Annotated in this window: 17 protein-coding genes and 1 rRNA gene; 2 read left to right on the top strand and 16 right to left on the bottom strand. The window is 75.7% G+C overall.

All coding sequences use genetic code 11. The features are described from left to right. Window positions 1–49: 49 nt before the first annotated feature. The 13 genes from LPA42_RS31700 to LPA42_RS31640 all read right to left on the bottom strand — a co-directional run bounded on the left by LPA42_RS31700 (window position 50) and on the right by LPA42_RS31640 (window position 15,750). Window positions 50–655, bottom strand: a complete 606-nt coding sequence (locus LPA42_RS31700; RefSeq protein ID WP_077939455.1) for an NUDIX hydrolase — start codon at window positions 653–655, stop codon at window positions 50–52. Beyond that, on the bottom strand, window positions 652–2,415 hold the full coding sequence (locus LPA42_RS31695; RefSeq protein WP_077939454.1) for a CTP synthase: 1,764 nt from the start codon (window positions 2,413–2,415) through the stop codon (window positions 652–654). The genes LPA42_RS31700 and LPA42_RS31695 overlap by 4 nt, the downstream gene beginning before the upstream one ends. Window positions 2,416–2,595: 180 nt before the next feature. Further along, a complete protein-coding gene (locus LPA42_RS31690) occupies window positions 2,596–4,941 on the bottom strand; it encodes a hypothetical protein (RefSeq protein WP_077939459.1) in 2,346 nt (781 codons plus the stop codon). A 23-nt stretch (window positions 4,942–4,964) separates the two neighbouring features. Continuing rightward, window positions 4,965–6,131, bottom strand: a complete 1,167-nt coding sequence (locus LPA42_RS31685; protein ID WP_077939458.1) for a glycosyltransferase family 4 protein — start codon at window positions 6,129–6,131, stop codon at window positions 4,965–4,967. A 52-nt stretch (window positions 6,132–6,183) separates the two neighbouring features. Continuing rightward, on the bottom strand, window positions 6,184–7,881 hold the full coding sequence (gene murJ, locus LPA42_RS31680; protein WP_077939453.1) for a murein biosynthesis integral membrane protein MurJ: 1,698 nt from the start codon (window positions 7,879–7,881) through the stop codon (window positions 6,184–6,186). 92 nt (window positions 7,882–7,973) lie between these two features. Next, on the bottom strand, window positions 7,974–8,840 hold the full coding sequence (locus LPA42_RS31675; protein WP_077939457.1) for a hypothetical protein: 867 nt from the start codon (window positions 8,838–8,840) through the stop codon (window positions 7,974–7,976). Between the two features lie 67 nt (window positions 8,841–8,907). Continuing rightward, window positions 8,908–9,846 (bottom strand): copper transporter, encoded by a 939-nt coding sequence (locus LPA42_RS31670; RefSeq protein ID WP_077939452.1) that lies wholly within the window; start codon window positions 9,844–9,846, stop codon window positions 8,908–8,910. Between the two features lie 28 nt (window positions 9,847–9,874). Further along, the gene (gene steA / locus LPA42_RS31665) at window positions 9,875–11,053 is read right to left on the bottom strand and encodes a putative cytokinetic ring protein SteA (protein WP_007075891.1); all 1,179 of its coding nucleotides are present in this window, start codon (window positions 11,051–11,053) and stop codon (window positions 9,875–9,877) included. Window positions 11,054–11,172: 119 nt separating this feature from the next. Then, window positions 11,173–12,930 carry a DNA repair protein RecN gene (gene recN, locus LPA42_RS31660; protein WP_043968087.1) on the bottom strand — a complete coding sequence of 586 codons (1,758 nt, stop codon included), beginning with the start codon at window positions 12,928–12,930 and terminating at the stop codon, window positions 11,173–11,175. A 153-nt stretch (window positions 12,931–13,083) separates the two neighbouring features. Then, window positions 13,084–13,968, bottom strand: a complete 885-nt coding sequence (locus tag LPA42_RS31655) for an NAD kinase (RefSeq protein ID WP_077939451.1) — start codon at window positions 13,966–13,968, stop codon at window positions 13,084–13,086. Between the two features lie 52 nt (window positions 13,969–14,020). Beyond that, window positions 14,021–14,881 (bottom strand): TlyA family RNA methyltransferase, encoded by an 861-nt coding sequence (locus LPA42_RS31650; RefSeq protein WP_077939450.1) that lies wholly within the window; start codon window positions 14,879–14,881, stop codon window positions 14,021–14,023. A gap of 19 nt (window positions 14,882–14,900) precedes the next feature. Continuing rightward, a complete protein-coding gene (locus LPA42_RS31645; RefSeq protein ID WP_043969398.1) occupies window positions 14,901–15,149 on the bottom strand; it encodes a hypothetical protein in 249 nt (82 codons plus the stop codon). 28 nt (window positions 15,150–15,177) lie between these two features. Beyond that, window positions 15,178–15,750 carry a phasin family protein gene (locus LPA42_RS31640; protein ID WP_228987079.1) on the bottom strand — a complete coding sequence of 191 codons (573 nt, stop codon included), beginning with the start codon at window positions 15,748–15,750 and terminating at the stop codon, window positions 15,178–15,180. A gap of 112 nt (window positions 15,751–15,862) precedes the next feature. Between LPA42_RS31640 and LPA42_RS31635 the strand changes: the two genes are divergently transcribed. Further along, a complete protein-coding gene (locus LPA42_RS31635; RefSeq protein ID WP_043968081.1) occupies window positions 15,863–16,201 on the top strand; it encodes an SCP2 sterol-binding domain-containing protein in 339 nt (112 codons plus the stop codon). Window positions 16,202–16,285: 84 nt separating this feature from the next. Here LPA42_RS31635 and LPA42_RS31630 read toward each other — a convergent pair whose 3' ends face one another. Both LPA42_RS31630 and LPA42_RS31625 read right to left on the bottom strand, forming a co-directional pair. After that, a complete protein-coding gene (locus LPA42_RS31630) occupies window positions 16,286–17,305 on the bottom strand; it encodes an HAD-IIA family hydrolase (protein WP_077939449.1) in 1,020 nt (339 codons plus the stop codon). Next, window positions 17,302–18,186 carry a Replicase polyprotein 1ab gene (locus LPA42_RS31625; RefSeq protein WP_228987078.1) on the bottom strand — a complete coding sequence of 295 codons (885 nt, stop codon included), beginning with the start codon at window positions 18,184–18,186 and terminating at the stop codon, window positions 17,302–17,304. The genes LPA42_RS31630 and LPA42_RS31625 overlap by 4 nt, the downstream gene beginning before the upstream one ends. Between LPA42_RS31625 and LPA42_RS34645 the strand changes: the two genes are divergently transcribed. Further along, window positions 18,109–19,827, top strand: a complete 1,719-nt coding sequence (locus LPA42_RS34645; protein ID WP_228987077.1) for a hypothetical protein — start codon at window positions 18,109–18,111, stop codon at window positions 19,825–19,827. The genes LPA42_RS31625 and LPA42_RS34645 overlap by 78 nt on opposite strands. 92 nt (window positions 19,828–19,919) lie before the next feature. Here LPA42_RS34645 and rrf read toward each other — a convergent pair. Then, window positions 19,920–20,036 (bottom strand): 5S ribosomal RNA (gene rrf, locus LPA42_RS31615). Between the last annotated feature and the right edge of the window lie 2 nt (window positions 20,037–20,038).

The following is a 20,038-nucleotide window of genomic DNA, read 5'->3' as shown; positions in this document are numbered from 1 at the left end:
CCGTCCGCCGGCCGGCGCAGGCCGCCGCCGGGCCGCCGGCCGGCTCGGCTCAGCGCGGCAGCGGCGCGTCCGGGCGGCGCAGCGCCGACCAGCCGACGTCCCGGACGCGGGCGGCGGCGAGCAGCCCCGCCACGGCGGAGGCGTTGGTGATCTCCCCGGCCAGCACCATCCGCACCGCCTCGTCGAGGTCGACCCGGACGACCTGGAGGTCGGCCTCCTCCTCGCTGCGTTCGTGGCGCTGCCCGGCCGGCACGTCGGCGAGGTCCCGGGCCAGGAACACCCGCACGACCTCGTTGGAGAAGCCGGGCGAGCTGTGCAGGTCGACCAGCACGTCGATGGTGCCGGCGGTGAGGTCGGCCTCCTCGGCCAGCTCCCGGGCCGCGGCGGCGGCCAGGTCCTCGCCGGAGACGTCCATCAGCCCGGCGGGCAGCTCCCACAAATGCCGGCCGACCGGGTGCCGGTACTGGCGGATGAGGACCACCTGGCCGGCGTCGTCGAGGGCCACGACGGCGACCGCGCCGACGTGCCGGACGTAGTCGCGGGCGGCGGTGCCCCCGCCGGGCATGGTGACCTCGTCGGTGACCACGGAGAAGATCCGCCCGGCGTAGCGTTCCCGCCGGTCGGTCACCTCGTAGCGGTGCTCGACGGCGCTCACGACGCCGACGCCGTCTCGCGCCCGGCGGCCGCGCCGCCGTTGTGCTCGGCCCTGCCCGCCGCCTCCGCCGCGCCGCCGAGGGCGTCCAGGTCGACCGGGAGCTGGTCGGCCTCGGAGTAGGCGACGGCGGCCTTCACGAACGCCGCGAACAGCGGGTGCGGCCGCGTCGGGCGGCTCTTCAGCTCGGGGTGCGCCTGGGTGGCCACGAAGAACGGGTGCAGGTCGCGGTCCAGCTCGACGAACTCGACGAGCCGGCCGTCCGGGGAGGTGCCGGAGATGTGCAGCCCCGCCTTGGTGAGCTGGTCGCGGTAGGCGTTGTTCACCTCGTACCGGTGCCGGTGCCGCTCGCTGACCTCGGTGGCGCCGTACGCCTCGGCGACGATCGACCCCCCGGCCAGCTTCGCCGGGTACGCGCCCAGCCGCATGGTGCCGCCAAGGTCGCCCCGGCCGGCGACGATGTCCTCCTGGTCGGCCATGGTGGCGATGACCGGGTGCGTGGCCTCCTCGTCGAACTCCAGGGAGTTGGCCCCGTGCAGGCCGGCCAGGTGCCGGGCCACCTCGATGGTCATGCACTGCAGGCCGAGGCAGAGGCCGAGCAGCGGCACGCCGTTCTCCCGGGCGTACCGGGCGGTGCCGATCTTGCCCTCGATGCCGCGTACGCCGAAGCCGCCGGGGATGACGATGCCGTCCACGCCGGCCAGGGCCGCCGCCGCGCCGGCCGGGGTGACGCAGTCGTCGCTGGGCACCCAGCGCAGCTGCACCCGGGCCCGGTGGCCGAACCCGGCGGCCCGGATCGCCTCGCTGACCGACAGGTACGCGTCGGGCAGGTCGACGTACTTGCCGACCACCGCCACGGTGACGGTGTGCCGGGGCTGGTGGACCCGGTCGAGCAGGTCGTCCCAGCTGGCCCAGTCCACGTCGCGGAAGGACAGGCCGAGGCGGCGCACCACGTACGCGTCGAGGCCCTCGCGGTGCAGCACCTTCGGGATGTCGTAGATGCTCGGGGCGTCGGGGGCGGCGACGACCGCCTCGGTGTCGACGTCGCAGTAGAGCGACAGCTTGACCTTGACCTTCTCCGGGATCTCCCGGTCGCAGCGCAGCACCAGCGCGTCGGGCTGGATGCCGATGCTGCGCAGCTGCGCCACCGAGTGCTGGGTGGGCTTGGTCTTCAGCTCGCCCGACGGGGCCAGGTAGGGCACCAGGGAGACGTGCAGGTAGAAGCAGTTGTCCCGGCCCAGGTCGTGGCGGACCTGGCGGATCGCCTCCAGGAACGGCAGCGACTCGATGTCGCCGACGGTGCCGCCGACCTCGGTGATCACCACGTCGGGGATCTGGCCCTCGGCGTCCGGGTCGGCCATGCCGAGGATGCGGGCCTTGATCTCGTTGGTGATGTGCGGGATCACCTGGACGGTGTCGCCCAGGTACTCGCCGCGCCGCTCCTTCGCGATCACGTCCGAGTAGATCTGGCCGGTGGTGACGTTCGCCTTGCCGGACAGGTCCCGGTCGAGGAAACGCTCGTAGTGCCCGACGTCGAGGTCGGTCTCGGCACCGTCCTCGGTGATGAAGACCTCGCCGTGCTGGAACGGGTTCATCGTCCCCGGGTCGACGTTGAGGTACGGGTCCAACTTCTGCATCACCACGCGCAGCCCGCGGGCCGAGAGGAGGTTGCCGAGGCTGGAGGCGGTGAGGCCCTTACCCAACGAGGAGGCGACGCCCCCGGTGACGAAAATGTGCCTGGTCGTCCGTGCTGAAGGGGCCAAGGCCTGCTCCCGTGTCGTCCGTCGCGGTCGTGCAGACCGTCGTGCCGATCAGTGCCGAACAACCGGCCGTGCCGGCTGCGGGCCAAGTGATCACGCGATCCACGGGACTCCACGGTAACACCTCCCCGGGCCGGGTCCGCAGGCCGCACCCGAGGTCGCCCGGCCGGGCGGCGCACCAGGTCAGGCCGTCGCGACCCCCGTCGATGCGCGGGCGGCCCGCCCGGGGGCCCGGTCCGGCGCGTCCCCGCCGCCGCCCGCGGCGCCGTCGGTGGGCGCCGCGGGGGGCGGGTCGGCGGGTGGCGACGCGGTCGCGTCGCCGGTCGAGGTCTGCTCGCCGGCCCCGGCCCCGGTCCCCTCGTCGGCGTCGGGGCGGTCCGGGCCGCCCGGCGGGGCGACGCCGAGCCGGCCGTTGGCGGGGCCGCCGTCGCCCGGCTGGGTCCGGTCGGTGGAGTGGTCGAGCACCCGCAGCGCCGCGAGCGCCGCCATCGGCACCACCAGCGCGCCGGCGGCGCCGGCCACGTCGAGCGCGGAGCCGCCGAGCAGCCCGCCGAGGCCGGCGGCCACGCCCGTGCCGGCCATCGCGGCCCGCATCGCCGGGTAGATGCCGAACAGCCGCATCAGCCCGCCCCACGGTTGGAGCAGCGCGAACCAGACCAGCAGGGCACCGGCCAGGGCCAGCACCGTGAGCGGGCTGTTGACCAGGGTCTCGAAGTTGGCCGTGCTGGACCGGTGGACGGTCAGCCCGCCGGTGCCGTCGCCGAGGGCGGCCAGGAACCGGCCGAGGCTGCCCCGTTCGGTCGCCGGCCGGCGCAGGTCGACCACCGCGAAACCGATCATGACCGCGAGCCCCGCCATGCCCGCCCAGACCAGCCGGCTGACCGTCAGCCAGCCGCCGGTGCTGATCGCGGCGGCCACGCTCACCCCGGCCGTCAGCGCGATCGCGCCGATGGAGTCCGCGCCGAGGTAGGGGCTGCCGACCACCACCACGGCGGCCCCGCCGACGGCGACGACCACCATGGGCCGCCACCGGCGGTGGACCCGCTGGGCCAGCCAGCCGGCGCACAGCAGCGACCCGGCGGCGAACACGCCGAGCCCGACGGTGCCCAGGCCGGAGAACCGGCCGCCCTCCAGCGCCGAATAGCCGGTCACCCCGTTGAGCTGCAACCGGGCGCCGGTGAGCACGTCGGCGGCGACCACGAGGGTGGCCAGGCCGGCGACCGCGCCCAGCGGCCCGAGCGTCGCGTCGTGCCCGGGGGCGAACCGCACGGCGGCGGTCGCCCCGACCAGCAGCAGCACGGTGGTCGCCGCGAACCACCAGCCGGCGTGGTCGCCGCGCCACCACGGCACCACGTCGGCGAGCAGGGCCGCCGGCACCGCGAGGGCGGCGGCGATCAGCAGCAGTTCGACCACGGCCACCACCCGCCGGGGCACCGGCGCCGGGCCGACGGGCCCGGCGTGGCGGCGGGCGCGGCGCAGCAGCGGCAGCACCGCCACGGCCAGCAGCACCTGCGCGCCGGCGAGCAGGGCGAAGAACCAGCCGGCGACCCGCCGCTGGGCGGCGGCCTCCCGGTCGGCGTCGGCCGGCGCGGCGATCGCGGTGGGCAGGTCCGCCGGGCGACCGCCGACGGAGAGGGCGGGTCGGCCGAGGAACAGCCGTTCCGGCATCGGCCGCCCCAGCGCGGCGAGCGCCGTCGGCGCGAGGTCGACCAGTTGCAGGTATCCCTCCCGGCCGGTGGTCGGCGAGGTGAGCCAGCCCCGTTCCCAGCCCGGCCCGTCGGCGACGGCGACGTGCAGCCGCGACGGCAGGTCGGTGTCGGAGATCCCGGCGACCAGCACCAGGGAGCGCGGGGGCCGGCCGGCGAGGACCCGGGCCAGGTCGGCGTCGGCCCGGCGGGCCTGCTCGGCCCGGGCCGCCCGGTCGTCGCCGGCGACGGTGCCGAGGTCGACGACGCTCAGCACGCAGGAGCCGAGCAGCGGGGCCGGGTCGTCGGGCAGCGCCGCAGCGTACCGGTCGACGCGGCCGAACGGGCGGGCGGCGGCCACCGCCGCGCCGGGGCCGACGGCGACCGAGCAGCGCACCGACTCCGCCAGCGCGCCGGGCACCGCGCCCCAGGGCAGGCGCTGCTGGTTGTGCTGCACGACGCTCTCCTGGTCGGGCAGGTTCGCGCCGATGCCGTCGGGCTGCTCGACCGTCACCCCGGCCGGCGGGCACACGCCGCCGCCCCGACTGCCGTTCCAGGCGGCGAAGTTGCCGGCGCCCAGGGTCAGCCAACCGTCGACGGGGCAGGTGGGCCGGTGGGCGGAACGCACCGACAGGGAGCCGATCGAGCCCTGCTGGGCCATCCGCCACAGCGTCGGGGTGGTCTGCGGGTCGACGTCGTCCCAGCGCAGGCCGGCCACCCCGACGAGCACCACGAAGTCGGCGGTGCGCCGGGGCGTCTCGGTGGCGGGCCGGGCGGCGAGGGCCGTCACCCCCAGCACCACGACGAGCAGGGTCAGCAGGACCGGCGGCAGCCTGCGCAGCAGCACCGGCTTCAGTGCGCGCAGCATCACCGGCGTCCCGTCGACGGGGCGTCCGCGCCGGGGGCGGCCGGACCGCTGGTGTCGCCGGTCAGCTCCGCATAGAGCGCGGCCAACTGGGCGACGGTGTCCGCCTCGGTGGGCCACGTCGCCGCCCGCGCGGCACCGCGACGGCCCAGCTCGGCCCGCCGGTCGTCGTCGTCGAGCAGCGCGCGCACGGCCGCGTCGACCGCGTCGACGTCGCCCGGGGGCACCAGCACCGCGGCGTCGCCGACCAGTTCCGGCAGGCCGCCGACGGCGGTCGCCACCAGCGGTACGCCGGCCCGCAGCGCCTCCTGCGCGAACAACTGGCGGGCCTCCCAGTCGCTGGTCACCACGGCCAGGTCGGCGCCGGCGAGCAGGTCGGCCACGTCGGTGCGGTGCCCGAGCAGGGTGACCGGGGCCCGGGCGGCGGAGATCCGGGCGGCGAGGGGCAGGTACGCCGGGCCGCTGCCGGCGATCACCACCACCGGCGGCGGGGTCCGGCCGCGCCACCGGGCGGCGGCGTCGACCAGCACGTCGTACCGCTTCTGGGGGTGCAGCCGGCCCACGGAGAGGATCAGCGGCTGGCCGGCGGCGACCGCGAACTCGGCGCGGACGGCGGACCGGCGGCGACGCGGCGCGGGCAGCGCCGGCGCGGCGACCGGGGCCAGCCGGGCGTCGGCGGCGCCGAGGGCGGCGGCGCGCTCGACCAGGTCGGCGCTGGCGCCGAGGGCGACCCGGGTGCCCCGGGCGACGACCCGTTCGGCCAGCCGGGACAGCCCGCCGCGCAACCCCCGGGCGAGCACCGCGTTGTGCCAGGTGACCACCACCGGGGCCGCCGGCCGGGCCAGGACGGCGACGAGCCCGGCGCGCAGCCCGTGCGCGTGCACGACCGCGACCGGTTCGGCAGCCAGCGCGCGGCGCAGCGCGGCCACGGCCCGGGCGTCGGCGGGAGTCGGGCTGGCCGGGATCTCGACGGGCTGGAAGCGGGCCCCGACGCCGGTGAAGTCGAACTGGTCCTCGGTGGCGGCGGGCCCGCAGACCAGCACGGTGCGGCCCGCCGCGGCGAGGCCCCGGGCGACGGAACGGACGTGTTGGCCGACGCCGCCGGTGCTGGAGGCGAGCAACAACGCCACGGTGCCGTGCTGCCCGGGTGCCGGTGTCGCGCCCGTCACCGCGACCACCTCCGGTCCACCGCCACCCCCGGTCGGCCGCCCGTCGTCCCGCTCACCCGGACACCGTCTCCTTCCCGTCGCCCCGTTCCGGACCGACCACGTCGCGCTGCCGGGGCCCACCGGAACGCCCGCCGCGCCGCAGCGCACCGGGCAACCGGCGACCCACGGCGGCGAGCAGCGGCCGCACGTCCCGCCGGTCGGCCAGGTACGCCACGGCGAGGAACACGACCCCGACCACGGCTGCAGACAGCATGCCCTGCACGAGGGCCGCGAGTGTCGTCGGGGTGCCGGCCCCACGCCCGGCCAGGGCATGCGCGGTGGCCGCCCCGGCGAGCGCCGCGAGCGCCCCGCCGAGCAGCCCCGCCGCTCCCGCGCGGGCCGCCCCGGCCAGCGCGGCGGGCCCCGCCGCGCGGCGTGCCGCGACGACCAGCAGGACGCCGAGCAGCAGCATGCCGGCGGAGTTGGCCAGGGTCACCGCGAGCACCCGGTCGGCGCGGGGCAGCAGCACGGCGAGGGGGACGACGGCCAGCGGCACCGCCAGCCAGCCGACGGTGACGGCCACGGTGGCCGGCCGGGTGTCGCCGCGGGCGTAGAGGGCGCGGGAGAGCACCGCGAACAGCCCGTAGCCGAGCAGGCCGGGGGCGAAGCCGGCGATCGCGGCGGCCACCGGGGCCGGGTCGGCCGGACGGAAGAAGGCGGCGACCGGGGCGGCGGTGCCGGCGAGGGCCGCCGCGCCGAGGCAGCTGAACAGCAGCACCCCCCGGGTGGTGGTGGCGAGGGTGTCCCGGTACGCCGGTTCGTCGCCGGCCGCCGACGCCGCCGCCAGGGTCGGGTACGCGGCGACCGCGAGCGGCACGGCGAGCACCGCCCAGGGCAGCAGGTACATCGTCTGGGCCAGGTTGAACGCCTGGACGGAACCGGTCGGGCCCCCGGAGGCGCTCTTGACGACCAGCGCGAGGGCGATCTGCTGGGCGGCCACCGTGACCGCCCCGGCCGCCGCGAGTCCGCCGACCCGGGCCCGGGCGTCGGCGTCGAACGCGTACCCGAAGCGCAGCCGCAGGCCGAGGCGGCGCAGCGGGATCAGCAGCGACAGCGACAGCACGACCACGCCGAGGGTGGTGCCGCCGCTCAGGACCAGCTCCCCGCCCCGGCTCACCCCGGCGACGGTGGCCCCCCGTCCCTCGACGCCGCCGAAGGTCAGGTAGACCACGATCACGGTGAGGCTGGACAGCAGCGGGGCGATGACGGGCCAGGCGAAGCGGCGGTGCGCCTGGAGCACCCCGGTGAGCACGATGCCGATGCCGTAGAGCGGCAGCTGGGGGGCGAAGACCCGCAGCATGCGCGCCCCGGCGGCCAGCTCGGCGGGGCTGCGGCCGGAACTGAGCGCCTCGACGATCGGCCCGGCCAGCAGCGCCACCAGCGCCGCGAGGGGCACCAGCAGGGTCAGCGTCCAGGTCAGCAGGGCGCCGGTGGTCGCGCCGACGGCCCGCCGGTCGCCCGCCGCGACCGGGCCGGCCAGCAGCGGCACGACCAGGCTCGCCAGTGCCCCGCCGGCCACGATCTCGAAGATGATGTTCGGCGCGATGTTGGCGACCACGTACATGTCGCCGAGGTCGCTGAAGTCCAGTGTCCAGGTGAACACCATCGTCCGGCCGAAGCCGGCGAGCCGGCTGACCACGGTGAGCACCGCGATGAGGGCCGCCGCCCCGGCCACCCGGCCGGCGCCGGCGAGGGGTGCCGGGTTCTTCACGTCAGCAGGGGGCCTTCCCGTCGGTCGCTGCGGCCCGCACGTCGGCCGGTCGCCGCGCCGGCATTGCCGGGCTCATGGGCACCGGGCGCACGTCAGTCGGTGCGCCGACCCAGCGCGTCCAGCTCGCGCAGGCCCGGGGTGGCCTGGATGACCTGGGTGAAGCTGACCTTCTCGCTGGCGGCGGTGAGCCCGGCGAGCACGGCGAGCAGGCCGGCCCGGCCCAGCGGCCCGGTGCGGGCGGCGAGGGCCACCCCGAGCACCGCGCCGATCGCGTTGGCACCGCCGTCGCCGACCATCACCTGCTCGTCGAGGTCGTCGGCGAGCAGGCCGGCGGCGGCGCCCACCGCCCCGGCGGCGATCCCACCGTGCGGGCCCCCGGTCAGCGGCGCGCCGAGCAGCAGCGCGGACTTCAGCGCCCGCCCGGGCCGCAGGTCGAGCAGGTTGAGCAGGTTGGCGGTGCCGGCGATCACCCCGGCCCCGAGGAGCACGTCGGCGGTGCGACCCACCGCGCCGTGCCGCTGGCGGCGGGGGTGGGCGGAGACGGCCCGGTCGGCGGCGAGCAGCGCCGACGCGGCCAGCCCCGCCGCGCCCACCCCGACGATCTTGACGAGCCCGGCGGTGACCCGGCCCTCACGCAGGGCGGCGAGGTGCCCGGCGAAGCCCTTGGCGGCCTTCTGCTCGGGCCGGGCGCCCACCACGTCGTCGTAGACCCCGACCGCTCCCCCGCCCAGGCCGGCCACCAGCGCGGCGGCGCCGGCGGGGGCGCTGGAAGCGCCGAACGCCCCGGCCGCGGCGGCACCGGCGGCGAGCGCCGGCCCGGCGGCGAGGGTGACGGTGCGGCCCCGGAAATTGGTGCGCTCCAGCGCCGGGGCGGCCGGCGAGGTGCGCACCTCGCGCAGCGCGTACCGGGCGACGGCGGCGCCGGCCCCGACGATCAGCAGGCGGCCCAGCAGGCTCACGCGGTCACCCCGTTCGGTACGCCGCACGCACGGCGGGAAGGATCGGACACCCGGGTACGTCGTTCGCTCACTGGGGCAGTCTAGGCAGCAGCGCGGACGCGTTGTCGCCCACGCCGTACTGGCCCGCCTTCTTCTCCACGAGCTGCTGCACCAGGGCGAGCGTGGTGACCAGCTGCCCCTGGGTGGTGTTGGCGTCGTCGACGGTGGAGATGGTCTGCGACAGCACCGGGTCACCCCGGACGACCGCGACGACGTTGCCGCCGGCCGAGCCGTTGCCGGCCACCACGATCGCCCCCGTCCGGTCGAACTGCTCGGCGACCTTGACCACCGACTCGTCCTTCTTCGCGGAGTCCTTGTCCACGTACGGCTGACCGCTGACCAGCACCACCGCCTCGGCGGGCCCCGTCACCTTCTCGTCGGTCGTCAGGTAACCGGCGTTGCTGTACGACGCCAGCACCGCCCGGCGGTCGGCCTCGGTGGCCGGAGCCGCGCCGTCGGCGCGGTCCAGCAGCACGCTGGCCAGCAGGGCGCTGGACGTCTCCACCCCGTGCCCGTTGCCGGGCAGCCCCGAGGCGGGGGCGCTCGGCCGGGCGGCGGTCACGGCCAGCTCCATCAGGTTGTTGTTGTTGTCCGGGTTGATGAACTTGTCCTGCAGGTCGACCCGGCCGGTGACCTGGACGCCGCCGACCTGGAGCATCTTGAGCACGCCCTCGGTGTGCTCGCGCCCGCTGGGCAGGGTGAGCAGCAGCACGCGGCGCCCGGTGAGCTTGCCCGGCAGGACGACCTGGGCGATCTCGGCGGCGAACTGCTCCTCCAGCTCGATCTCCTTCTGCATGTTGTTGACCGCCTGGCGCATCTGCTGGTTGTCCTTGCTCAGCCCGTTGACCCGCTCCTTGAGCGAGTCGGCGACCGGGCCGTTGAGGGCGGCCGTGCCGACGACCAGGCCGATGGCCAACGCCAGGAAGACCGCGGTCAGGGACACCACGTGGTAGCGGAAGTTGATCACGCTTGCAGCCTCTTGATCGGTCGGGGAGCTAGAAGAGCTGGCCGAGCTGGAACACGAAATTGTTCCACCATTCACTGACCACGCCCAGGTACGCCTTGCCGACGGTGGAGACCGCGACGGCCGAGGCCATCGCCGCCACCGCCGACAGGACCAGCAGCAGCAGCGACGAACCGGAGATGCTCTGCCGGTAGAGCCGGCTCACGCCCTTGGCGTCCACCAGCTTCCCGCCGACCTTGAGCCGGGTGAGGAACGTCGAGGCCATCCCGCCCCGGCCCTTGTCCAGGAACTCGACCAGCGTGGCGTGCGTGCCCACCGCCACCAGCAGCGAGGCGCCCTTCTCGTCGGCCAGCAACATCGCCAGGTCCTCGCTGGTGGCCGCTGCCGGGAAGGTGATCGCCTCGACGCCCAGCCCGGTGACCCGGGGCAGCCCCGGGGCCCGGCCGTCGGGGTAGGCGTGCACGATCACCTCGGCGCCGCAGCGCAGCACGTCGTCGGTCACCGAGTCCATGTCACCGATGATCATGTCAGGGGTGTAGCCGGCCTCGACCAGCGCGTCCGCCCCACCGTCCACGCCGATCAGCACCGGCTTGAACTCCCGGATGTACGGCCGCAGCACGTCCAGGTCGGCCTTGTAGTCGTAGCCACGGACCACGATCAGGCAGTGCCGACCCTGGATCTGGGTCTGGATCTCCGGCACGCCCACGCCGTCGAGGAGCAGGTCGCGCTCCTGCTTGAGATAGTCCATCGTGTTGGCGGCGAACGCCTCCAACTGCACCGACAGCCCCTCGCGGGCGTCGGCCATCGCCTTGGCCACCGACTCGGCGTCCTGCAACGCGCCGTGCGCGACCGGCTCGCCGCCGACGAACACCGTGTTGCCCTCGATCCGGACGGTGTCGCCCTCCCGGACCCGCTCGAAGATCCCCTCGCCCAGGTCGTCCAGGAGCGGGATGCCGGCGGTCACCAGCACCTCCGGCCCGAGGTTCGGATAACGGCCGGAGACCGACGGCTTCGCGTTGAGGACGGCGGCGACACCGACCGCCACCAGCGAATCGGCCGCCACCCGGTCCAGGTCGACGTGGTCGATGACCGCGATATCGCCCGGACGCAGCCGGCCGACCAGGCGCTTCGTCCGGCGGTCGAGGCGCGCGGTGCCGAGGACTGTGTCCGGCTCGGTGTTACGGGTCCGGCGCAACGTGGGTAGACGCATCGTGACCATCCTGGCATGTGAGGCAGGCTTTTCTGTCGCGACATGCCTGAGCAGGGCCGCCTACCCAGGGAAGCACACCGGAGCGCGCCACGGTGTGCGCGCGCTCACAATACCCGCCGTCACGGCCGCCTTTCGCGCGCCGCCACGGCCAACAGCTCCTCGGCGTGAGCGATACCCAGATCCGAATCCGGCAAACCCGCCAGCATCCGGGCCAGCTCCCGGGCCCGCTCGGTGTCCTCCACCACCCGCACGCCGCTGGTGGTCACCGCGCCACCCGTGTCCTTCGCCACCACCAGGTGCCGGTCGGCGAACGCCGCCACCTGTGGCAGGTGGGTGACCACCAGCACCTGGTGGCTGCGGGCCAGCCGGGCCAACCGCCGGCCGATCTCCACCGCCGCCTGGCCGCCCACGCCCGCGTCGACCTCGTCGAAGACCAGCGTCGGCGGGCCACCCGAGCCCGCGAACACCACCTCGATGGCGAGCATCACCCGGGACAGCTCACCGCCGGACGCGCCCCGCTGCAACGGCAGCGACGGGGCCCCCGGGTGCGCCAACAGCCGCAGCTCCACCTCGTCGCCGCCGTCCGGGCCGACGCCCACCTCCACGCCGTTGACCGCCAGGCTCGGCTCCGACCTGCCCGCCGGCCGGGGCAGCACCGCCACCTCGATGCGGGCGTGCGGCATCGCCAACCCGGCCAGCTCGACCGTCACCTGCTCGGCGAACCGGGACGCCGCCTCCTGCCGGGACGCCGACACCCGCCCCGCCAGCTCGGCCACCTCACCGGCCAGCCGGGCGGCCTCCCGGTCCAGCTCGTCCAGCACGTCGTCGGAGGTGTCCAGATCGGACAGGCGCGTCCGCGCCCGCTCCGCCCACGCCACCACCCCGTCGACGTCGTCGGCGTACTTACGGGTCAACGCCCGCAGCGCCGCCCGCCGCTCGTAGACGACCTGCAACCGGGCCGGGTCCGCGTCCAACGCCGCCAGATACGTCGACAGCTCCGCCGACACGTCCGCGACCAGCGTCGCCGCCTCCTCCAACCGGGCCGCCAGGTCACCCAGCGCCGGATCGGTGCCCGCCTGGGCCTCCAGGGTGCGCCGGGCCAGCCCCAGCAGCGCCGTGGCGTCCGGCGTCTCGTCGGTCGGCTCGGTGCCGCCCGCGACGCACTGGTGCGCCGTCTGCGCCGCCGTACGCAGCCCCTCCGCGTGCTCCAGGCGCTGCGCCTCGGCCCGCAACTCGTCGTCCTCGCCCGGCTGCGGATCCACCCGGCTGATCTCGTCGAGCCCCAGCCGGAGCAGGTCCGCCTCCTGGTGGCGCGCCCGGGCGTTGCGCCGCCGGTCGGCCAGGTCGTCGACCACCGCCCGCCACCGGGCGTACGCCTCCCGCAGCGCGTCGAGGAGCTTCTCGTGCTCCGGGCCGGCGAACCGGTCCAGCGCGGCCCGCTGCTCGGCCGGCCGCAGCAGGCGCAACTGGTCGGACTGGCCGTGGACCGCCACCACCTGCTCGCCGACCTCGCCGAGCATCGCCACCGGCATGCCGCGCCCGCCCAGGTGCGCCCGCGAGCGACCCTCCACGGTGACCGTGCGGCTCAGCAGCAGCGAACCGTCGTCGTCAGGCTCCCCGCCGGCGTCGGTGACTCGGGCGTGCACGGCGGCGGCCACCCGGCCACCGAGCCGCAGCCGCCCCTCGACCACCGCCCGACCCGGCTGGGCCCGCACCCGGCCCGCGTCGGCCCGGCCGCCGAAGAGCAGGCCGAGGCCGGTCACCACCATCGTCTTGCCCGCACCGGTCTCGCCGGTGATGACGTTCATCCCGCCGGCCAACGGCAGCGTGGTGTCCTCGATGACGCCCAGTCCGGTGATGCGCAGCTCTTCCAGCACAGCACCCGACAGTAGACGCGGGCCCCGACAGTTGACCAGCCGGCACGGCCGGGACGCGGTGACCGCCCGCCGGCGGCCGCCCCCGTCACCTCCGCCGGAACCCCGGCCGACCAGCGGTCGACCCGCGCCGCCGGGCCGCCCCGGAGACGTCGCTCACCTGCGGTTGCCCCGCCAGCCGTGCACCGGCAACCCGAACTTCGCCACCAGGCGGTCGGTGAACGACCGGGCCCGCAGCCGCACCACCCGCACCGGCAGCGCACCCCGCCGCACCGTCACCTGCGCCCCCGGCGGCAGGTCGTAGACGCGCCGGCCGTCGCAACACAGCACCGCGAGGGTGGTGAACGGGTCCACCGTGATCGAGAACGTCGACGTGGGCGCGGTCACCAACGGCCGGCTGAACAGCGCGTGCGCGCTGATCGGGACCAGCAGCAGCGCCTCCACCTCCGGCCAGACCACCGGCCCGCCGCCCGAGAACGCGTACGCCGTCGAGCCCGTGGGGGTCGCGCAGACCACGCCGTCGCAGCCGTACCGCGACAGCGGCCGGCCGTCCACGTCGACCAGCAGCTCCAGCATCTGGGCCCGCTCGCCCTTCTCGACGCTGATCTCGTTGAGCGCCCAGGACTCGATCGTCGGGCCACCGTCGAACTGCGCCGTCACGTCGAGGGTGAGCCGCTCGTCCACCGTGTAGTTGCGGTCCACCACGTCGCGCACCGCCACGTCCAGGTCGTCGATCTCCGCCTCGGCGAGGAAGCCGACCTTGCCCAGGTTGATGCCGAGCAGCGGCACCTTCGCCGGCCGGGCCAGCTCCGCCGCGCGCAGGAACGTGCCGTCCCCGCCCAGGGCGAAGACGATCTCGGCCCCCTCGGCGGCCTCCGGCCCCGCCACCGGCACCACGCCCGGCAGGTCCAGGTCGTCGGCCTCCTCGGCCACCACCCGCACCTCGAACCCCGCGGCGATCAGGTCCGCCGCGACCGCCCGGGCGTGCTCCGTGCTGCGACGCCGGCCGGTGTGCGTCACCAGCAGCGCGGTACGACTCAACGGACCCACCTTCCGTTCGCGACTGCGGGGCTCGCAAGCTCACTCCTCGCGCTCACCCTGCCACCTCCTCCGGGGCCGCGTCCGGCGCGTCACCGGACAGGCTCGCGCCCTGCGGGCCGGCCGCCACGACGGCCCGCACCCGCTCCGGGTCGGCCGCCGGCGCGCCCCGGCGTAACCATACGAAGAACTCGACGTTGCCGCTGGGCCCCGGCAGCGGGCTGGCGGTCACCCCGGCAAGCCCCAGCCCGAGCTGGGCCGCCGCCGCCGACACGTCCAGGACCGCCTCGGCGCGCAGCGCCGGATCGCGCACGACCCCGCCCGCGCCGACGCGTTCCCTGCCGACCTCGAACTGGGGCTTCACCATCAACGCCAGGTCGCCGTCGCCCCGGGTGCAGGCGGCCAGCGCCGGCAGCACCAACCGCAGCGAGATGAACGACAGGTCCGCCACCGTCAGGTCGACCTCCCCGCCGATCGCCTCCGGGGTCAGCGTGCGGACGTTGGTCCGCTCGAACACCCGTACCCGGTCGTCGGTGCGCAGCGCCCACGCGAGCTGCCCGTAGCCGACGTCCACGGCGACGACCTCGGCCGCGTCGGCGCGCAGCAGGACGTCGGTGAAGCCACCGGTCGACGCGCCGGCGTCGAGGCAGCGCCGGCCCGCCACCCGCAGCCCGTCCGGGGTGAACGCGGCCAGCGCCCCGGCCAGCTTGTGGCCGCCCCGGGAGACGTACTCCGAGGTGGGGTCGGCACCGGTGACCAGCAGCGGATCGGCGGGGTCGACCAGCGCGGCGGCCTTGCGGGCCGGCACCCCGCGCAGCTGGACCCGGCCGGCCTCGACCAGCGCGGCGGCCTGCTCGCGGGACCGGGCCAGACCGCGACGGACGAGTTCGGCGTCGAGCCGGTTGCGACGTGCCATGGGGTGGATCTCCGGTCGGTCAGGCCTGGTCGATGGTGGCGAGGGTTTCCCGCAGCGTCTGGTACGCGGCCTCGTACTGCGGGATCTGGTCGGCCGGGGAGAGCGACGCGGCGTTCGCCATCGCCTGCACCGCGGCGTCCACGGCCGGGTGCCGGGCGTCGCCGTCGTCGGCGTCGGTCACCGGGCGCGGTGGCGGGCCCGGCCGGGGCCCCGGCGGCGGCGCGGGCCGGCCGCCGGGCGGTGGGCCCGGCCGGAACGGCCCGCTCACCGCCGGCCCCGACCCGGCACGGGCACCCTCACGCCGCACCGCCCGGCTGCTGCTTGCGGGCCGGCGCCTTCTTCGGCGGGCGGGCCGGTTCCGCCGCCCCTGCCTCCGAGTCGGTGCGGCTCACCGTGGCGGGTGCCTTCTTCGCGACGGCCTTCTTGGCGACCGCTTTCTTCGCGACCGCCTTCTTCGCCACGGGGGCAGGCGACGCGGACGGCTCCGCCGCCGGCGGCTGGGGGGCCGACGCCTGCGGGGCGGGTGACTGCGGGGCGGGTGACTGCGGGGCGGGTTCGGCGGGGCCGGTCCGGGCCTCCCGCAGCTGGCGTTCCAGCTCGTGCACCCGGCGGGTCAGCTCGGCAACCTCGTCGGCGGTGGCCAGCCCGACCGCGCCGAGCGCGCGGTCGACCTCGAAGCGCACCAGCTTCGTCAGCGCCTCCCGGTTGGCCGCGCCGGTCGAGACCAGTTCCTCGGCGAGGGCCTGGAGTTGGGTCGCCGTCGCCTCGCTGGAGCCGACGACCCGACGCACCACGTCCTGTGCCTTCTTCCGGGGCGCCTCCGTCAGGCCCATGGCCAGTCCGAGGTAGGCGCGCCACGCGTCCTGCATGCCTGAGTCCTTCCGCGGGGTGGGGGTTGCGGGTCTCACGCTACCGGGCGCCGTGGGACGCCCATTGCGGTACGGTGCCGGGAAACGGACGTGGCGTGCGTGAGGAGACAAAGTGGCCAGCGTGGACGAGTGCCGGCAGGCGTTGCAGGATCTGGCCGCCCGGCTGGACCGCAACGCCGACGCCGTGCGGGAGCGGGTCGACCTGGACCGCACCCTGGCCTGCCGGGTGACCGACCTGGACACCGCCTTCCACGGCCGGCTCACCGACGGACGGCTGCTCGACCTGACCGACGGCGACGACCCCAAGGCGAAGATCGCACTGAGCACCAGCAGCGACGACCTGCTCGCCCTCGTGCGCGGCCAGCTCGACGTGACCAAGGCGATCGCGTCCCGCCGGGTGTCGATCAAGGCGAACCCGTTCGACCTGATGAAGCTCCGCAAGCTGCTCTGACGGCCCCGGGACTGGCGCAGCCCGCGCCACCGGACCCGGAACGACCGGGGTCGGCGGCGCGGGCTGCGCCCGTCGCTCGGTGGGTCAGTCGGCCAGGCCGAGGGCAGCCAGGGCGGCCTCGGCCTCCGGCGCAGCCGCCCGTACCCGCGCGCCCGTGCCGGTCGTCCACGCGACGGCACAGAGCGCGGCCAGGGCGTCCAGCGGCCAGCCAGCACCGGCCAGCTCCAGGCCGCCGTCGGTCGCGCGCACCGACCAACCGCCCGTCTCGGCGGCACCCGGCACCCGGACCACCGCCGCCGGGTCGAACAGCCCGGCGAGGTCGACCGAGACGTACGTCGGCCGGCGCGCCGCCGGGGCGGCCAGCAGTTCGGGTACGTCGCTGACGCCGGTCAGCACGAGCAGGCTGTCCAGGCCGGCCCGCCGGGCGCCCTCGATGTCGGTGTCGAGCCGGTCGCCCACCACGAGGGTGCGCCCCTGCCCCGCCCGGCGGGCAGCGGTGGCGAACAGCGCCGGCTCGGGCTTGCCCACGACCACGTCGGGCTCACGGTCCAGCGCGGTCCGCAGCACGGCCACCAGCGACCCGTTGCCCGGCAGCGGTCCCCGCCCGCTGGGCAGGGTCCGGTCGGTGTTCGTGGCGATCCACTGCGCCCCGGCCCGCACGGCCAGGGACGCCTCGGCCAGGTCCGCCCAGCCGACCTGCGGGCCGTACCCCTGCACGACGGCGACGGGGGACTCGTCGACGCGGGACACCGGGCGCAGCCCGGCGGCGGTGATCTCGGCGCGCAGCGCCTCCGCCCCCACCACCAGGACCGGCGAGCCGGCGGGCAGCCGCTCCGCCAGCAGCTCGGCGGAGGCGCCCGCCGAGGTGAGCACCTCCTCCGCTGCGGCGGGCACACCCATTCCGGTGAGCAGGTCGGCGACCTCGCTGGCCCGCCGCGACGCGTTGTTGGTGGCGTACGCGACCGCCCGTCCCTCGGCGTGCAGCCGTCCCACCGCCTCGACCGCGCCGGGGATCGGCCGGTCGATCAGGTAGATGACCCCGTCCAGGTCGAAGACGACCAGCGAGTATCCGTCGACCAGCCGGTCCCCGGTGTCCGTCGTCACCGCAGATCCGCGCCCGGCTCGGGCGAAGCCGCGGACTCCGCGCCCGGCTCGGTCTCCACCGGCGCCGACCCGGTCCGGTCCGCAGCCGCCCGGGCCGCGCCGTCCTCGTCGTCCTCATCGGCGTCGGCGTCGTCCTCGTCGTCCTCGTCGTCGTCCTCGTCGAAGTCGTCGTCGTCTTCGTCGTCGTCGTCGTCCTCGTCGAAGTCGTCGTCGTCTTCGTCGTCGTCTTCGGCGGCGTCGGCGTCCGCACCGCCGGTGAGGTCGCCATCCGACTCGTCGTCCACGTCGTCGCCCTCGATCAGCACCCCGTCGAGTTCGAGCAGCCGCTCGGCGGCGTCCGTCTCGCCTTCGGCGTCGATGTCGGCCGCCCGGGAGAACCACTCCCGGGCCTCCTCGCGGCGGCCCACGGCGAGCAGCGCGTCGGCGTACGCGTACCGGAGCCGGGCGGCCCACGGCTCGGCCTCATCGTTGGTCAGCTCGCGGACCTGGAGCATGGCCACGGCCGCGTCCTTCTGGCCGAGGTCACCCCGGGCCCCGGCGGCGACGATCAGCAGCTCGATCGCGACGGCCTGGTCGAGCTTCTCCCGGTCGGCACCCCGGAACAGGTCGATCGCCCGCTCCGGGCGCCCGAGCGCCCGCTCGCAGTCGGCGAGCACGGCCAGATGGCTCTGCAGGCCGGTCATCCGGTGGTACGTGCGCAGCTCGGCGAGCGCCGTCTGCCACTCCCCCGCGTGGTACGCGGCCAACCCGACCGCCTCGCGCACCGCCGAGATGCGCGACGCGAGCCGACGCGCGGCGAGCGCGTGCGCCAGCGCCTCCGCCGGGTCCTCATCGATCAGCTGGCCGGTCGCGACGAGGTGCCGGGCGACGGTGTCCGCCACCGGCTTGGCCAGCGACAGCAGCTCCGCGCGGACGGCCTGGTCCAGGTCGGACGCGACGATCTCGTCGGGCAGCGCCGGGGCGACAGCCCCCGACTGCTCGCCACGGTCACGCCGGTCGTCCCGGCGGTCGCGCGACGCGTCCCCGCCACCGTAGCCGCCGTCCCGGCGTCGGTCCTCGAATCCCGGCCGGTCGTCCCGGCGCGGGCGGTCGCCGTGACCGCCGGTCCGTTCGCCGCCGCGGAAGCCACCCTCACGCGGCGGACCCGAACGGAAACCACCCTCGCGCGGCCCGGAACGGGCATCACCCTCACGACGGTCCCCACCGCGGAAACCGCCCTCACGGCGGTCGCCGCTGCGGAAGGTGCCCTCACGGTCGCCGCCGCGGAAGCCGCGCTCGCGGGTCTCCCCGTCGCGGCGGAAACCACCCTCGCGCGGACCACCCTCACGACGATCGCCGCCACGGAAGCCGCCTTGGCGGGCATCACCGTCGCGGCGGAAACCACCCTCGGAACGGTCCCCACCTCGGAAGCCACCCTCACGCGGGCCGGAACGGAAACCGCCTTCACGGCGATCCCCACCCTGGAAGCCACCCTGGCGGCCGTCACCATCGCGACGGAAACCACCCTCACGACGGTCACCGCCGCCATAACCACCCTCGCGACGATCGCCGCCGAAACCGCCCTCACGACGATCCCCGCCACGGAAGCCACCCTCACGCGGCGGGCCCGAACGGAAACCACCCTCGCGGGGCCCGGAACGGGCATCACCCTCGCGACGGTCACCGCCACGGAACCCGCCCTGGCGGGCATCACCGTCGCGGCGGAAACCACCCTCGGAACGGTCCCCGCCACGGAAGCCACCCTCACGCGGGCCGGAACGGAAACCGCCTTCACGGCGATCCCCACCCTGGGAACCGCCCGAGCGGCCGTCACCATCGCGACGGAAACCACCCTCACGACGATCACCGCCGAAACCGCCCTCACGACGATCCCCACCGCGGAAACCACCCTCACGCGGCGGACCCGAACGGAAACCACCCTCGCGCGGCCCGGAACGGGCATCACCCTCGCGACGGTCACCGCCACGGAACCCGCCCTGGCGGCCGTCACCATCGCGACGGAAACCACCCTCACGACGATCGCCGCTGAAACCGCCCTCACGACGATCCCCACCGCGGAAGCCACCCTCGCGCGGGCCGGAACGGAAACCGCCTTCACGGCGATCCCCACCCTGGAAGCCGCCCTGGCGGCCGTCACCATCGCGACGGAAACCACCCTCACGACGGTCACCGCCGAAACCGCCCTCACGACGGTCACCACCGCGGAAGCCACCCTCACGCGGCGGACCCGAACGGAAACCACCCTCGCGCGGACCACCCTCACGGCGGTCGCCACCGCGGAAGTCCCGGCCCTCGCCGCGCGGCGGCCCCTGGTGGCCGCCGTCCCGGCCTCCGCCGGTCGACCGCGAGTCGTCGCGGGTGCGGAAACCGCCCTCCCGGCGGTCACCGTGGCCGCCGCGCTGATCGCGCGAACGGTCGTCCCGGTCACGGTACGGCGGACGGTCATCCCGTCGGGGCGCGCCACCACGTCGGTCGGAACGGTCTTCATAACGTCGAGGACGGTCGCCGTCCTGCGGTCCTGAACTCACAGGTACATCCTTCCTGATTGCGCCGCACTCGACGCTACGCAGTTGAGGGCCGACCCACATTGGGGCGGCCCTCGACTGGAAAGAATGTCCGGCGGTGTCCTACTCTCCCACACCCTCCCGAGTGCAGTACCATCGGCGCTGGAGGGCTTAGCTTCCGGGTTCGGAATGTAACCGGGCGTTTCCCCTCCGCCATGACCGCCGTAAC

Source organism: Micromonospora sp. DH13 (assembly GCF_020873825.1).
In the GTDB taxonomy this organism is placed as follows: domain Bacteria; phylum Actinomycetota; class Actinomycetes; order Mycobacteriales; family Micromonosporaceae; genus Micromonospora; species Micromonospora haikouensis.
The sequence above is the reverse complement of the archived record's forward strand: the minus strand, read 5'-3'. Positions and strand labels throughout refer to the sequence as shown.